Raw genomic sequence first — 13,125 nt, forward strand, 5'->3', positions numbered from 1 at the left:
CCGCCTCTACCCATGGAGCACCTGTACCCATCGGTCCTGCCACGCGTACGGCGAGTCGGGGAAGTAGGCGACCGGGGGCGATGAAAGCTTGTCGAATTCGTTGGTCAGCTTCCAAGTGCCGTTCTGCCAGCGCAGGATCACGCTGGTGAGCTCGTTCCTGCGAGGATCCTTGTCTGGGGCACCGTCCGGTCCGGTCGCGTACCGGTCGTAATTCATCCAGACCTCTACGACATCCCCCTTAGGGATCCCCGGGGCAGGCACACTCAGAGCCCGGACCGCCGTCACCGAGGTCGTGAACCGGACCTCGGAGGTGGTGCCGCCCGAGGGGGGCAGGCCGACCGCCTCGCGCAACTTGCGCACGTCCGAGACCTGCTTGTCGACCAGCCCGGTCGCATTCGGGGAGACCATCGCGGACAGCTGCTGTGCGGCCTTCTGGTCGTCCAGGAAGGCGTATCCCTCCCACCAGTACACCGCCGCACTGACGGAGCCGATGGGCGAGTGCTGCCACCCTGTGCTGATTCCGTCCTTTTGCCCCGTCGGCTTGTCCAGGGTCATCTTCTTGCCCGTGGCGGGCGTAAGCCGGTCCGTGGGAGATGACGACGCAGGCACCGATGGGCTTGCTGGCGGTGCACTCGCCGCAGGAGACTTCGGGTCGTCTTCCATGAGGACCGCCGCGGCGAAGCCGCCGCCCACCAGCACGGCCGCGCCCAGCACGGCCAAGCCAGCCAGGGCGAAGCGGGCCCGCCGGGCCTTGAGGTCGGAGTCGCGCCCCATTACTTGCCGAAGAGGTTGTAGGCCATCAGGATCAGGGCGCTGGTCGCGCCGATCCCGCCGGCGCCGACCAGGGATGCGAGGACGCCCGTCTTGCCGCGCGCAGCCAGCTGCGCGTTCGAGCTGTTGTGTCCGACGGCTATGGCCGCCCAGGACAGCAGGCCGCCCATCACGGCGAGGGCCAGGCCGACACCGGCCGTCCACCCCAGGACCGTGCCCACGGCGGTGTTGAGTTCCGACGGAACCGTCGGTGTGAACGCGGGGACCGGACCGTCGGCCAGCACACCGGCGGCCAGATTCTTGATGCTCATGCGGACCTCTTAGGCAGGAACTGCAGGGGAAACGGGGCGAAGGACCGCCGGCTGCGGAGCCGGCGGGAGCGGATCGCCCCAGGACTGATGGGCCGCGGCCAGCACGGCGGCCGCGACCTGCGCGGCGGCCTGCCGGGTACGGGAGTGGACGCGGCCGGAGCGCAGGCCGCTGGCCCGCACCCCCGCGTCGTACGGCAGGTGGACGACCGCGGCCGTCCGCCCGGAAAGCATGGTGGCGGCCGCGCGGACCACGGCTGGGAGTCGGCCGTCACCGGTCGCGACGAGAACGGCGACCGCACGGTGCAGCGGGAGACCCTCGGCGGACATGACCATCACGGCCTGCTGCACCGACTGCACGCCCTCCGCCGTGGCGGCGGCGCACAGCACGGGCACCGCGTACGGCAGCGCGGTCCAGGTCCGTGTCAGGCCGGGGACATCCGCGCAGCGCGCCGTGAGGAGGTCATGGGTGATCGGGTACGCGGTGTCCACAACCGCCGTCCGCCACCCGCCGATGGCTGCCAACTGGTACCAGGCGGCGGGGTCTGACGGCAGGTCAAGAGGTGGAGCGGACCACTCCCGCCCGTCGGTCAGCACCTCGAAGTCGGCCACGGGGCCGCGCAGTGGCATGCAGGAGGCCCGGACGGTCTCCCGCGAGAGCGGAGCCGAGGGGGGCAGCGCGGCCAGGCCGCCCCCCACGCGGTCCGAAGTCCAGGCGGGCCAGGGCGAGGTGAGGCGTGCTGCGGTGTCGAGCACCACCGTCTCGCCCGTACCCGCCAGCGCGCCGGCCAGCAGGCAGGACAGCGTCGAGCGGCCGGCCCCGCCCGAAGGCGCCAGGACAGGCACGATCAGCCGTGCTTCGACAGGAAGCTCCGGCAGGAAATGGGTACGTTTCCCCACTAACCCCCCCGTAGAAGCGCATCCAATATTTGCGTGCGCAATTCTTGGGCGCCGATCGAGGAAGGATCAAGCGCGTATGAACACTACATGCCTCGCCGCGCAGCGCTCTTCCATATCCACCAGGCGGACCCCTGACCTGTGATGGCATAGTGTCAGGCACTGTCAGACCTCCCGGCCCGCACGTAGGGGCCGGTCGAGGTGGCACAAGATTTATTTCATGAAGCAAACAATTTTGGCCGGCCGGGGGCTGGGCTGGCCATGGGGGCAGGGGGTGCAGGGGGGTGGATGCCAAGAAGCTGATGGCCGCCGCCGCAGCGGCCATCGTCGCCACACCGATGGCCATCGGCCTGGGTGTGGTCCTGGTCGTGGCCGCGTTCGCCGACGACGACAAGAGCCCGGGTCTCGGCGGATCGTGGCCGACGGCGGGCTCTTTGAAGATCGGGGGCAAGGACGGTGTCCCGGCCGAGTACGCAGGACTGATCACGGACGCGGCCGCGCGCTGCGACGAGGGTCTGCCGCCCGCGATCCTGGCCGCCCAGATCTGGGCCGAATCCAACTTCGACCCGACCGCGGTCTCCCGTGACAGCGCGGGTAATCCCATCGCCTCCGGGATCTCGCAGTTCATTCCGGGAACGTGGGCCACCGAGGGGATCGACGGTGACGGCGACGGCGACAAGGACGTGATGGACCCGAAGGACGCGATCCCGTCCCAGGGATCGATGATGTGCGGGCTGCTCAAGACAGCCAAGAAGCACCCGGAGTACAACGGATCGGCCATCGAGCTCGCACTCGCCGGGTACAACGCCGGCTGGGGAAGGGTCGAGCAGTTCGGCGGGGTACCCCCGGTCGGCTTCGCTGAAGGGCAGACCTACAACTACGTCAAGGCGATCATGGCGCGCTCCGTGCTCTACACCCAGACCGGCGGGGGCGGCGGTCCCGTCGACCTCCCGCCCGGGTTCTCCCTCCCTCCGGACACTCCTCCGCAGGTGCAGACGGCCGTGGCCTGGGCGCTCAAGCAGAAGGGCGGCTGGTACAACCTCGGCGGCACCTGCACGAACGCCCACGGCGAAGACCCCGCCGGGTGGTGCGACTGCTCCTCCCTCATGCAACAGGCGTACAAGGCGGCCGGAATCACCATCCCCCGCACCACGTGGGACCAGATCGACCTGCCCATCCGGATCGACCTGGACCACCCCAAGCCCGGGGACCTGGTCTTCAACCCCGGCTCGGACGGGAACGAGAGCTCCCCCGGCCATGTGGCCATGTACATCGGCCAGGGCATGATCATCGAAGCACCCCGCACCGGAGTCCGGACCCGGATCGTCCCGTACGACAGCTGGCGCAACTCCACCAGCTACATGGTCAAGGCGGTCGCGATCCGGCGGGTGGTGAACTGGTGACGGACCTGAGGAGCGGGAGCACGACCATGGCCGAGCAGCTGTACCACCCCTGGGGCGTCGTCAGCCCTGCGTTCTGGACCGGAGGAGCCGCCCCCGAGGATCCGGTCGCCGGGGCGGTGGCCGAGGAGGGCGTCGTGGAGGAACCGGCGGCGGCCGGGGACAGAGTCGTGGAGGCATCGGCGGCCGCAGATGCGGTGGCCGCGCCGTCGCCCGCCGACAGCCGCTTCGTGGAAGATGCCCTGGCCGCGATCCGAAGCGCGGTCGGCGCCGCGCAGAAGGACAAGGCCGTTCTGCTGGCCGAGGAGCTGGACTCCGCCGTCACCGCCGAGTTCGGCGAACTGCACCTCGACACCGTCCAGGTCCGGGAGATCCGCGGCTACCTCGCCGATCTGACCGGGCATGCGGAGACCGGACTGGCCTGGTACCTGCACGCCCTCCGCCTTCGCGGCGCGCTCCAGGGCCCTGACGCTCCGGGCACCCAACAGGCAGCCCGGCGCGCGTACAGCATGTGGCGCACCCTCCAGCCCGCCCGGGCCCTGGCCGTGGCGACCACCTTGCTGGATACCGTGACCGACGTACTGGGCCCCGACTCCGATGCGGCCCACCGCACCCGCCGCGCCATCGCCGCTCTCCCCGGAGGCGTCCCAGCGTCCGGTGTCCGCTGACGCCGAATCTGAACCGTCTGCCACCCAAGGTGGGCCAAACAGGTGAATAGGGCTGGTGACGGCGTCGTTAGGCTCCGTTCCTATGACTCCTCCAGACCCTGCGGCCAAAACACGCTTCCTCGTCTTGCACGACTACGGGATGGGCGGTTCATGGTGGTGGATCCACGCGCGGTCGGCCCGGGAGATCCTCGAGACGTTCGCGTGGGCCGAGGTTGTCACCCGGCCGGAGACGGTGACCTGGGCCGAGGACGACGAGCTCGAAGAAGTCGACATCGACGCACCACTCATGCCTCCAGGTCTGGATGGCCTGCGTGCCAAACGTGACGCGCAGCGCGGGCGTCCGGGCTTCGGCGCACTCGCGGACAGGAGCATCGTGTACGTGCGGCGCCACTGGGACGACGAGGACGACGGCGGACCCGTCTACCTCATGGAGGTGGAATCCGACGGGCGCCGGACCCGGGAAGTGGAGCTGGCTGGGGACGGGAGCGGCCTCATCAGGAGCGGGCCTGACGACTGGCCCTTCAACCCACCGGTCGTCGACTTCTTCGACCCGGAACTGGCTGGCCAGGAGATCACCCGGGAAGAGTTCGAGGAGCAGTGGGAACGCGCCCGCCCCGCTGCAGGCCTGTAGCCGCCACACCACGCGATCCAGCCTTGATGGCGAACGGACCAAGTCCGGTAACAGCGGACATCCGGACACCCCGGCGCTGTGGAGGAAACAGCTGAGGCTGTCACCTCTGGGAGGTGACAGCCTCAGGGCGGTCCACGCGCCAACGCGGAGCAGCCGAGGTCCCACGCGGCAGGGTTTGCAGCCAGTAGCCGTCAGGGGGACTGTCCAAGCGGTGCCTCACCGGCCTGGTTGCTCCAGCGTCATTCGGAGGGGACCGGAACACAAGCTTGACTTGGACAAAGCAGAGCCAACACATGGCTCATAGCCGTACCTGTGGCCGAAAAGAGCCCATCACGGTGTGCCGAGTCCACGGCCCGGACGCCCGCCGGTCACAGAGTTCCCAGTTCAGGAGCGACTGAGAACTGTTCCAGGACTGGCCCGTTCACGGCGTCTCACAGCGTCGTCCCGATGGAACGCCGGTGAGCCAAAAGGCCCGGCGACCTCGCCTGTCCGGCCGTTCATGGTCACGGGGCTGAGATGATTGGGAACGGCACCACAGCCGTGGGGGGAACGCCAAATACCCCTGCGTGCACGCCTTTTGCAGCCAGTAGCCGCTGGCGAGGCGCCACCTGTCGGCGTCTCGCCAGTCCACCCATAGTGAGGACTGCCCTTACATGCCCAGGAAGCCCAGCGCACCCTGTTCCAGCGCGCCCAGCTCCAGTAACCCCGGCTCCAGCGCGGTCGAGCCCGCCGTCGCGCAGTTACCCCGCCCCGAAGAGCCACCCCGCCTCACCCTTCCCCTGGTGATGGGCGTGATCTCCTTCCCCGTACTCGGCACGGTTCTGGCCGTCACCGGCATGCCGAGTTCCGAGATCTACCCTCTCCTCGCGTACTGCGGGGGCATCGGATCCGCCGTCCTCATCGCGGCCAGCGGGGGAAGGAAGCTGATCACCGGCCTCGCGGAGCTCGTACTCCGTGTGAGCCAGTGAGGGGACGGTCATGGGACGCTCCGAGAACCCCGTCGACTTCTCCGTTCCCGAACGCGGCCACCTCGCTTCTCAGCTGCGCCAGTGCCGGGTGGCGGCCGAGCTCACCTACGAGCAGCTCTCCCTGCGGAGCGGGCTGTCGTCCGCGACGCTGAAGCGCGCTGCCGCCGGCAGGAAGACCCCCACCGAGGTCACCGTCGTCCGGTACATCAGGGCGTGCGGGGCCGGCGATCTGGAGATCGCCGCGGGCAAGGCCTACTGGCGGCGGGCACGGGCTGCCGAGCGGGGGTTCACCGGCCGGGGTCTGCCCAGCCCCTCGCTCATCGGCACCGAGGGGGAACTGAGTCAGGCGTTGGTCAGCCTGTACCAGAAGGACGGCGCTCCCTCACTGCGCGAGATGCAGCGCAGGGCGGGCAAGGAATGGCTGGCTCTGAGCAGCGCTTCCCGGATCGTCAACCGCCAGGCGCTGCCGACCACGCCCGCCCAGATGGGAGCTTTCCTCCGGGCGTGCAGCGTCCCCGAGAAGCAGCACAAACCTTGGCTGGACGCTTGGAACAGGGTGGTCGGACCCGGGCGGTTCGTGGTCACCAGGACCGAGCGCCTGGAGAAGTGGCGGCTCCTCAGGAACTCGGTGGTCCACCAGGATCCGCGGACCTTCGCCGAGATCGTCCACTCCATCCCCGGCGCCTCGCAGAGTGAGCGCGCGACGCCCGGGGCGATGTGGGACCGGCTGCTCTACGAGTCCTTCGTGACCCTCGACCACGAGGTCTTCGGCAAGCACCTGCGCGCCAAGATTTCGTAGGGAGTCGCATCCGCCGAGCACATCTCTGCTCGCTTGCGAGGGGGAGGGGCCCGACCCCGGCTGTCGCCGCGGGCCCCTCGCTCCGTCCTTCCTTTCCTGTGTCCGCGCTACAGCGGCGCGTTGAGCGCGGCCTCACGGCGGCCCAGCTCGGCGGCCGCCGGATGGACGGCGGCCATCGTGATCGTCTCGGATACCGACAGGTACATCTCGAAGGCCTCGTCCGCGCCCGGCGGTGGGGGAACCACGGGCGGAGCCTCTTGATGCCGGCCGGTCGCGCACGCGGCCAGCTGGAACCGAGGGGTGAAGGCGTGCAGGGTGTTGATCCAGTCGGCCTCGGCGAGCTCGCGGGCTGGTCCCTCCTCGCCCACGTAGGTGCGCATCCACCCCGCGTACAAGGCCGTCAGATGCTCCACGACCGCCGAGTGCAGGTACCAGCAGTGGGTGATCTGGTTGTGGAGCTCGAACGTCGTACGCAGCCAGTCCACCCAGCCAGCGAGCTCGCGCATCCGCAGACGGCGCTCGGGCGGCTCCATGGCGGCCCAGACCCAGCGCTGCGGTTCGCCCCGTTTCGCGGTGGGCGGCGAGGGCCACAGGTCGGCGGGATCGGTGAGCGGGTCAGACACGGCCGGCCTCCTCGGGGGCGGTGGTGGAGGCGGGCGCCTTCACCAGGCCGACGGCGTCCGCCGAGGGCCCGGGCGGGGTCGGGGGCACGGCGAGCAGCTTCTTGATGTCCCTGTCGCGGAAGGTCAGCCGCATCCGAACCTTGATGGGCGGCAGGTTCGTGTACTGCGCGATGGCCGTGAAGTCCGGGAGCTGCTGGAGGGAGTGGACGGGGGCGAGGTCGGTCTCGGTCGCGGAGGTGTTGGTGGAACGCTCGCCGCGGGATCGGCCGTGGGAGGTCTTCAGGACCTCGGTGCGCCCGTAGAGGCCGGAGAAGTACCGCAGCGTCTCCAGGTCTCCGCAGCCGGGCAGGAGCATCCGCAGGCCGGACGCGGAGAGCACGGTGTTGGCCTTCTGCACACCGAGGCGGTCGCGGAGCTGGGACAGGTCGTGCCACACGGTCAGGACGGTGATGCCCATGCCGCGGCCGGTGGTGAGGATGTTCGGCAGCCGGGGGTAGCGGAGCATGTTGCCGGCCTCGTCGACGAGGACTCCGACGCCGGGGTCGAGCGCCTTGCCGGTGGCGTTGTAGCGGACCTCGGCGCCGTGGATGGCGGAGGCGATGAGTGAGGTGAGCAGTGGGGCGAAGCGGTCGGCGTCGGCTTCGGAGGCGATCAGGCAGATGGTGCCGTTCTCCTCGAGCCACTGCGCGGCGGTGAAGTCAGAGGAGGCGCAGGTCTCCCGGACTTCCTCGTCGGCGTAGACGCGGGCCAGGACGTTGAGGCTGAACTGGATGGAGCCGACTCCGTCCTCGTGCAGGCGCAGCCACGGGGAGGCGTAGTCGTCGGCGACCTCGGCGTAGCCGTGCTGGAGCAGGACGGCGCGGACGTGGTCGACGGCGTCCTTGCCGAGCGAGAGCCAGCGGCGCATGCCGTTGATGCCGGTGCCGGAGAGGTTCGCGGCGAGGAGGACGCCCTTGAGGACGTTCTTGGCCTGGTCGATCCACGGTGCGGCCCGCTGGTCGTCGCCGGAGGCGGAGGCCTCGGCCATCCAGGAGGCCATCCGGTCGGCGGCCTTGGCGTCGGTGCAGTAGTCGACCGGGGACCAGTGGTCGCTGGCGCGGCCGGGGATTCCGGCCGGGGCGATGACCCAGACCGGTCCGAGCGCGCGGCGGCGGGCGTAGATGATGTCGAGGTCGGCGGCCTTGGTGGTGGTCACGACCAAGGGACCCTGCCACTCGGCGGCGTTGGGCAGAACCAGTCCGGTGGTCTTCGACGAGCCGGGTACGCCGAAGACGGTGGCGGAGATGTTGGGCTGGGCGGCCACGATCTTCTTGGTGCGCATCCCTCGGCCGGCCGTGATCCGGTTGGCCCGCTTCGCCGGATCCTTGGGGGCGGCCAGCCGACGCTCGACGGCGGGCCCGCCCCACTGCGCGCCACCCGCGCTGCCGCGCGAGCTGAACAGCCTGAGGATCCTCAGGAACACCAGGAACGGCACCAGGATGAGAACCGCCATCAGGGTGTAGAACAGCCAGCTCGGCGGGTCCGGCTGATAGACCGAAGCCGGGCCCTTGACCAGTGCGGAGAGCGCGGTCGTGGGCAGGTCCTGGGTGGCGTGTGCCCAGCCCCGGCCCGAGAGGAACGAGGCAAGGGGCCCTGCGAGCAGGCTGGCCCCGCCGACCACCGCGACGGCGCCGATCCCGTACAGGGCAAGCACGGAGTTGTCGTCGAGCCCGGCGGACGCCGATGTACTGGGTTCGGCCACTCAGGCCACCATCCTCTTGTCTGTCTCCTGCCGGACTACTCCGGGCAGCGGGTGCGCGGGAGGGGGAGCGGCGTCCGGGGCGGCCACACGCGCCGCGACCGGCCACTCACCGTCGGGCGGGGGTGGCGTGAGCTCCCAATTCGCCCGCGCCGGCGCCCCGTAGCCCGTTGCGAGGGTATCGACCAGGGCCGCCGCGCGATGAGGGCAGGGTCCTCGGCCAGACACCAGACCCCGGAACGGAGCGTGAGGATGCTGCCTCCGGGGCCAGCGACCGTGTTCCCGCCATGCGAGGGCAGCAGTCGTCGCCCATGTCCGGGGTCTCGATCGACTGGGGTTCGACCCTGCAGACGCGGCGATGAACCCCGCCGCCCGCACTACCACCCACATCGGGAACTCTGCTCCCCGCGCCCGAGGGGAGGTTGAGCCTTCTGCCGCCGCCTGACGTACTGTCCCCACGCATGTTGGGCCGCTGCTGCGGGAGTGGATCTCCGAGGCCAGCCCGCCCCAGACCCTGTACAACCTCGTTGCCAGGACATCGACGCCGCGGCCGCACAGGCGCGTGACCTGGCTCCAACGGTGACGGCCCGCCTCCTATCGATCCCGGATCCGGTCAGCCTCCCCTAGGGTGATCTTTTGTTTCCCGAGAGGATGAGCGCTTGAAGTCGACTCGTGTACGCCGGTGTCTCGCAGTCGGTGCAGCCTTGATGATGGCCGCCACAGCGGGGTGTACCAAGGCGCCGGACCGCGTTGACGCGGCCCCACCGGCCAGCACAAGCGGACCGGCCGTGACCCCGCGCGTCGCCCACGACCCCCCGGCGAAGTTCAGTCCGTCGGGAGTCCTCATGCCGTGGGAGGCATCCTCCGGTCTGCTGAGCGTGGGTGGCACATGGCTGTCTAACACGCGGAGTCCAGTAGTCCTCCACCACGAGATGGCGTATGTAGCCACCCCAGACCGGCTGCTGGCGTTCGACACCACCAATGCCGAGACCAAGGACAGCATCACCCCCGAAGGCGAACCGCTCGCGAAGCTCACGCGAAATAGCCCCAACGGGGCAGCGCCGCCTGTCGTCACCGGGGGTAGTACCTCCCCACTGGTCCTCGCTCCGTTCCTGGTGCGGCAGGCCGCGGTCGGGACGCAGTCCGCGCGTACCTCGGCGGAGATCGTTGCGGCGGACGCGGCCACTGGCAAATTCGCGTGGCGGCTGCCGTTCGAGGTGCCGGAGTGGACGAAGGAGGTGCTGAGCCCGCTGACTGTCTCGGTCGTCGGATCCTCTGGCAACGTCGCCGTCGTCACGCTCGCCCACAAAGACTCGGTGGTCTACTCCGCCTCGACCACCTACGCCATCGATCTCACCGCCCATCGCGTGCTGTGGACCCAGGACATGTTCAAAGCCTCCGCGGTCACGGAGGGCATGGTGACGGGCGAGAAGAGGAACAAGCCGATCGACGATTACTCCACTGCCGTCGGGTACGACCTCACCACCGGTGCCGAGCGATGGCACGGAGAAGAGCTCTACCGGCTCGACATGCAGTCGGCGGGGCCACACCTCGTCTTCCTCACGGCAAGCGACAAGTCCGACTACCGCACGACTTACCAGCAGTTCCTCGACCCTATGACCGGGGCGGTCAAGCAGAACCTGTCGAAGGCCGTGCAGGGGTCCAGGTGCGATCACGACGGCGCAGACACTGTGGTCTGCTTCGGCAGGGATCACGCCGTGGGTTTCGAGGGCACCAGCGGGGCAACCCTCTGGGAGCTCCCTGACAAGAAGGCGGACCGCATCGCCCCCCGGGTCACCTCGGTGTGGCACGGACGGGTCTACGGCAGGACGGGCAGCGGCACCGTGGCCCTGGACGCCCGTACGGGTGCGGATGTGCCGGCTCAGCCGGGCATCGCCCCGGACCTCGTCAACGGCTACATCGCCATCGCCATCGACGCGTCCAGCAACGAGCTGATGGCCTACCAGACTGCCGGTTAACGCGTCCTTGGCGGGGCAGGCGGTGATCGATCTGGCGCTCTCGCCTCCTTGCCCGGCCGTCGCCCGGGTCGGAAGCAGCACCCCTGGTGAGGGCCCGTACTCGGGCCGTCAGGATGGCGACGTGGCCCCGAAGGGCCTTCAGGCCTCCGGCGAATCTGGGGCAGTGGTCACGGCCAGCGGCCCGACGGTGACCAGCAGGACGGCGGCGGTCCTGACTCCCACTCCGTGCATGGGAGTCCGGCGCATGATCGAACGTGTCGGCCATGTCACCGAGAGCAGGGCCCCCAGGCCGACCCCGGCCGCGCCGCGCCGACGAGGACCGTGTCCCCCTCCCGGGGGGTGCCTGCCCGGCAGGAGAGCGCCGAGCACGGTTCACCGGCCTGCGGAGGCAGACCTCCCGGCCCTGGACCACCGGACTGCCGTTGGCACGCCCAGCCGGCACCTGATGAACGCAAGCCCAACGGCTGCTCGACCACAGCCAGCGGGCGACTCTGCTTTGCCCATGCGCCGCGCGCAACGGCGCGGTGGCCGAGGCTTCGGCCACGGCAGGCGGCGGCCTGCGGGCCGGGCCGCTCAGACGCGGACCACCTCGACACGGTCCTCGATCGGGGTGTAGCCCAGGCGCAGGTAGATGCCGTTGCTGGTCGGGTTGGCCAGGTCGGTGAAGAGCAGTACCTCGGAGGCACCGGCCGCGTACGCCGCCTCGCTCGCCGCGTGCGTGACCCCGGCGGCGTAGCCGCGGCCACGGGCCTGCGGCGGGGTGTAGACCGGGCCGACGCGGGCGGCCGAGCCGATCGGGCGGTTGAAGGAGGCCAGCGAGACCGGGGCGCCCCCGTGCTCCCAGAGCAGGATGCCGTCGTACGAGATCCGGTCGCGCAGGACCGCCTCGGAGGCGGAGCCCGGGATCCCGGCCTCGGCGTTGAACTTGTCGATCCACGCCGTCAGCAGCGGCAGATCCGCCTCGGCGGCGAGCCGGGCGTGCCCGGCCGGCGCGGGATCCGGGGCGACCAGGCCGTCCAGCCGGTACAGGCGGGTCTCCTCGGCGATCCGGGTGGGTCGCCCCCAGGCCTCGGCCAGTGCCTCCGCGTCCGGGCGGCGGGCGTTGATCCCGTGGAGTCCGGCGAGCAGCGGCTCGGTGGTGAGAGCGGCCCCGAGGGCCCGGACCGCGTCCTCGGGCACCGCGCTGAGCAGCAGCGGGAACGGCGGGGTGCACAACAGGCCCCCGGCAACGACTCCGTCGGCGCCGGTCCACCAGCCGAATAAGGGCTCGTCCGCCCCGTAGGCGGCGGTCCCGCGCCGCTCCAGTGCGTCGGTCACGGTCAGCAGGGCGGTATGGCCGACGGGATCCGCGGCCACGGCCGGGCCCGCCGCGGCCAGATAGGCCGCCAGGTCCGAAGTGAAGGTCCAAGTCATGGCCCATCCTCGCGCGGCCCCGGAGCCCCGCGCATCCGACTTTCAACGGGGGGCCGGCCCGTGCCGTGCCTCAGACGAGATCGCGGGGCGGTGGGGAGACGTGGAAGACGAACGGCCGTCGTCGGTCACGGCTGTACGAAGCGCGCCCCCGCGTCCCGCAGCCGCGCGTGGAGCTCGGAGAACACGGCTGCCGCGCGGTCGCCCGGCCAGTCCGACGGCAGCAGAGCGCGCGGCAGGCCCGGGTCGGCGTACGGCAGGCGCCGCCAGCTGTCCAGGGCGAGGAGGTAGCCGCGGTAGGCCTCCTCCGGGGTCGGTTCCGGGCCCGGCTGGAGGGCGCGCAGGGCGGGTTCGTGCTGGTCGAGGAATTCCTCGTGCTGTTTGGCCAGGGCCGTCAGGTCCCACCAGCGGGCCACGGCCTCGGCCGTCGGCGCGAAGCCGAGGTGGGCGCCGCGGAACAGCTCCACGTACGGCGTCAGGTGCAGCCGTTCCAGGGTGTGGCCGGTCTCCTCGGCCAGCCCCGCCGGGGCGATCCACACGCCCGGCGCCACCGCGCCGAAGCCGAGCCGGGCCAGCCGGGAGCGCAGCAGGTGCCGCTTGTTCCTCTCCTGCTCCGGGACGGAGAACACCGCCACCAGCCACTCGTCCGACAACTGAGGGCTGCCGTAGATCCGCCGGTCGCCGTCGTCCAGCAGCTGGCGGGCCTCCTCGGAGAGCTCGTAGGCCGCCGAGCCGTCGGCGGCGCGCGCGGGCAGCAGGAAGCCGCGCCGCTTCAGCCGGGACACCGACGAGCGGACCGATGGGGCGTCCACGCCGGCCGCGCCCAGCAGGCGGACCAGCTCGGACACCGGGACCGGTCCCTCGAAGGCCCGCCCGTAGGCGCCGTAGAACGTGACGATCAGAGATCGCGGAGTGTGCTGCTCGGCCACGGGT

Annotated in this window: 13 protein-coding genes; 6 read left to right on the top strand and 7 right to left on the bottom strand. The window is 70.5% G+C overall.

Annotated elements, in window-relative coordinates; genetic code table 11:
* Window positions 1–6 precede the first annotated feature (6 nt).
* The 3 genes from OG429_RS28950 to OG429_RS28960 are packed head-to-tail and all read right to left on the bottom strand — an operon-like array spanning window position 7 to window position 1,925.
* Entirely contained in the window at window positions 7–714 is a 708-nt protein-coding gene (locus OG429_RS28950) for a hypothetical protein (protein WP_405681337.1), read from the bottom strand.
* 59 nt (window positions 715–773) lie between these two features.
* Window positions 774–1,082: a hypothetical protein gene (locus OG429_RS28955; RefSeq protein ID WP_328928174.1), complete on the bottom strand. Its 309-nt coding sequence runs from the start codon at window positions 1,080–1,082 to the stop codon at window positions 774–776.
* 9 nt (window positions 1,083–1,091) lie between these two features.
* Entirely contained in the window at window positions 1,092–1,925 is an 834-nt protein-coding gene (locus tag OG429_RS28960) for a hypothetical protein (protein WP_328928175.1), read from the bottom strand.
* 335 nt (window positions 1,926–2,260) lie between these two features.
* On the opposite strand from OG429_RS28960, the gene OG429_RS28965 reads away from it, so the two are divergent.
* The 5 genes from OG429_RS28965 to OG429_RS28985 all read left to right on the top strand — a co-directional run bounded on the left by OG429_RS28965 (window position 2,261) and on the right by OG429_RS28985 (window position 6,442).
* On the top strand, window positions 2,261–3,379 hold the full coding sequence (locus tag OG429_RS28965) for a bifunctional lytic transglycosylase/C40 family peptidase (RefSeq protein ID WP_328928176.1): 1,119 nt from the start codon (window positions 2,261–2,263) through the stop codon (window positions 3,377–3,379).
* Window positions 3,380–3,405: 26 nt separating this feature from the next.
* Window positions 3,406–4,044 carry a hypothetical protein gene (locus OG429_RS28970; protein WP_328928177.1) on the top strand — a complete coding sequence of 213 codons (639 nt, stop codon included), beginning with the start codon at window positions 3,406–3,408 and terminating at the stop codon, window positions 4,042–4,044.
* 82 nt (window positions 4,045–4,126) lie between these two features.
* The gene (locus tag OG429_RS28975) at window positions 4,127–4,675 is read left to right on the top strand and encodes a hypothetical protein (RefSeq protein WP_328928178.1); all 549 of its coding nucleotides are present in this window, start codon (window positions 4,127–4,129) and stop codon (window positions 4,673–4,675) included.
* Window positions 4,676–5,328: 653 nt separating this feature from the next.
* Window positions 5,329–5,643 (top strand): hypothetical protein, encoded by a 315-nt coding sequence (locus OG429_RS28980; protein ID WP_328928179.1) that lies wholly within the window; start codon window positions 5,329–5,331, stop codon window positions 5,641–5,643.
* A gap of 10 nt (window positions 5,644–5,653) precedes the next feature.
* The gene (locus tag OG429_RS28985; protein WP_328928180.1) at window positions 5,654–6,442 is read left to right on the top strand and encodes a helix-turn-helix domain-containing protein; all 789 of its coding nucleotides are present in this window, start codon (window positions 5,654–5,656) and stop codon (window positions 6,440–6,442) included.
* Between the two features lie 107 nt (window positions 6,443–6,549).
* Here OG429_RS28985 and OG429_RS28990 read toward each other — a convergent pair whose 3' ends face one another.
* The gene (locus OG429_RS28990; RefSeq protein WP_328928181.1) at window positions 6,550–7,065 is read right to left on the bottom strand and encodes a hypothetical protein; all 516 of its coding nucleotides are present in this window, start codon (window positions 7,063–7,065) and stop codon (window positions 6,550–6,552) included.
* The gene (locus tag OG429_RS28995; RefSeq protein ID WP_328928182.1) at window positions 7,058–8,806 is read right to left on the bottom strand and encodes a type IV secretory system conjugative DNA transfer family protein; all 1,749 of its coding nucleotides are present in this window, start codon (window positions 8,804–8,806) and stop codon (window positions 7,058–7,060) included. The genes OG429_RS28990 and OG429_RS28995 overlap by 8 nt, the downstream gene beginning before the upstream one ends.
* Before the next feature lie 842 nt (window positions 8,807–9,648).
* Between OG429_RS28995 and OG429_RS29000 the strand changes: the two genes are divergently transcribed.
* A complete protein-coding gene (locus tag OG429_RS29000; protein WP_328928183.1) occupies window positions 9,649–10,782 on the top strand; it encodes an outer membrane protein assembly factor BamB family protein in 1,134 nt (377 codons plus the stop codon).
* 573 nt (window positions 10,783–11,355) lie between these two features.
* Here OG429_RS29000 and OG429_RS29005 read toward each other — a convergent pair.
* Both OG429_RS29005 and OG429_RS29010 read right to left on the bottom strand, forming a co-directional pair.
* Complete coding sequence (locus OG429_RS29005) at window positions 11,356–12,195, bottom strand: GNAT family N-acetyltransferase (protein ID WP_328928184.1); 840 nt, start codon at window positions 12,193–12,195, stop codon at window positions 11,356–11,358.
* A 125-nt stretch (window positions 12,196–12,320) separates the two neighbouring features.
* Window positions 12,321–13,121, bottom strand: a complete 801-nt coding sequence (locus OG429_RS29010; protein WP_328928185.1) for a PaaX family transcriptional regulator — start codon at window positions 13,119–13,121, stop codon at window positions 12,321–12,323.
* Window positions 13,122–13,125 lie beyond the last annotated feature (4 nt).

The sequence above is a fragment of the Streptomyces sp. NBC_00190 genome (assembly GCF_036203305.1).
Classification (GTDB): Bacteria; Actinomycetota; Actinomycetes; order Streptomycetales; family Streptomycetaceae; genus Streptomyces.

Excerpts from the sequence above, each read along its gene's own strand:
- OG429_RS28985 (WP_328928180.1), top strand. The coding sequence starts at position 5,654 with ATGGGACGCTCCGAGAACCCCGTCGACTTCTCCGTTCCCGAACGCGGC.
- OG429_RS28955 (WP_328928174.1), bottom strand. The coding sequence starts at position 1,082 with ATGAGCATCAAGAATCTGGCCGCCGGTGTGCTGGCCGACGGTCCGGTC.
- OG429_RS28975 (WP_328928178.1), top strand. The coding sequence starts at position 4,127 with ATGACTCCTCCAGACCCTGCGGCCAAAACACGCTTCCTCGTCTTGCAC.
- OG429_RS28970 (WP_328928177.1), top strand. The coding sequence starts at position 3,406 with ATGGCCGAGCAGCTGTACCACCCCTGGGGCGTCGTCAGCCCTGCGTTC.
- OG429_RS28980 (WP_328928179.1), top strand. The coding sequence starts at position 5,329 with ATGCCCAGGAAGCCCAGCGCACCCTGTTCCAGCGCGCCCAGCTCCAGT.
- OG429_RS29000 (WP_328928183.1), top strand. The coding sequence starts at position 9,649 with ATGCCGTGGGAGGCATCCTCCGGTCTGCTGAGCGTGGGTGGCACATGG.
- OG429_RS29005 (WP_328928184.1), bottom strand. The coding sequence starts at position 12,195 with ATGACTTGGACCTTCACTTCGGACCTGGCGGCCTATCTGGCCGCGGCG.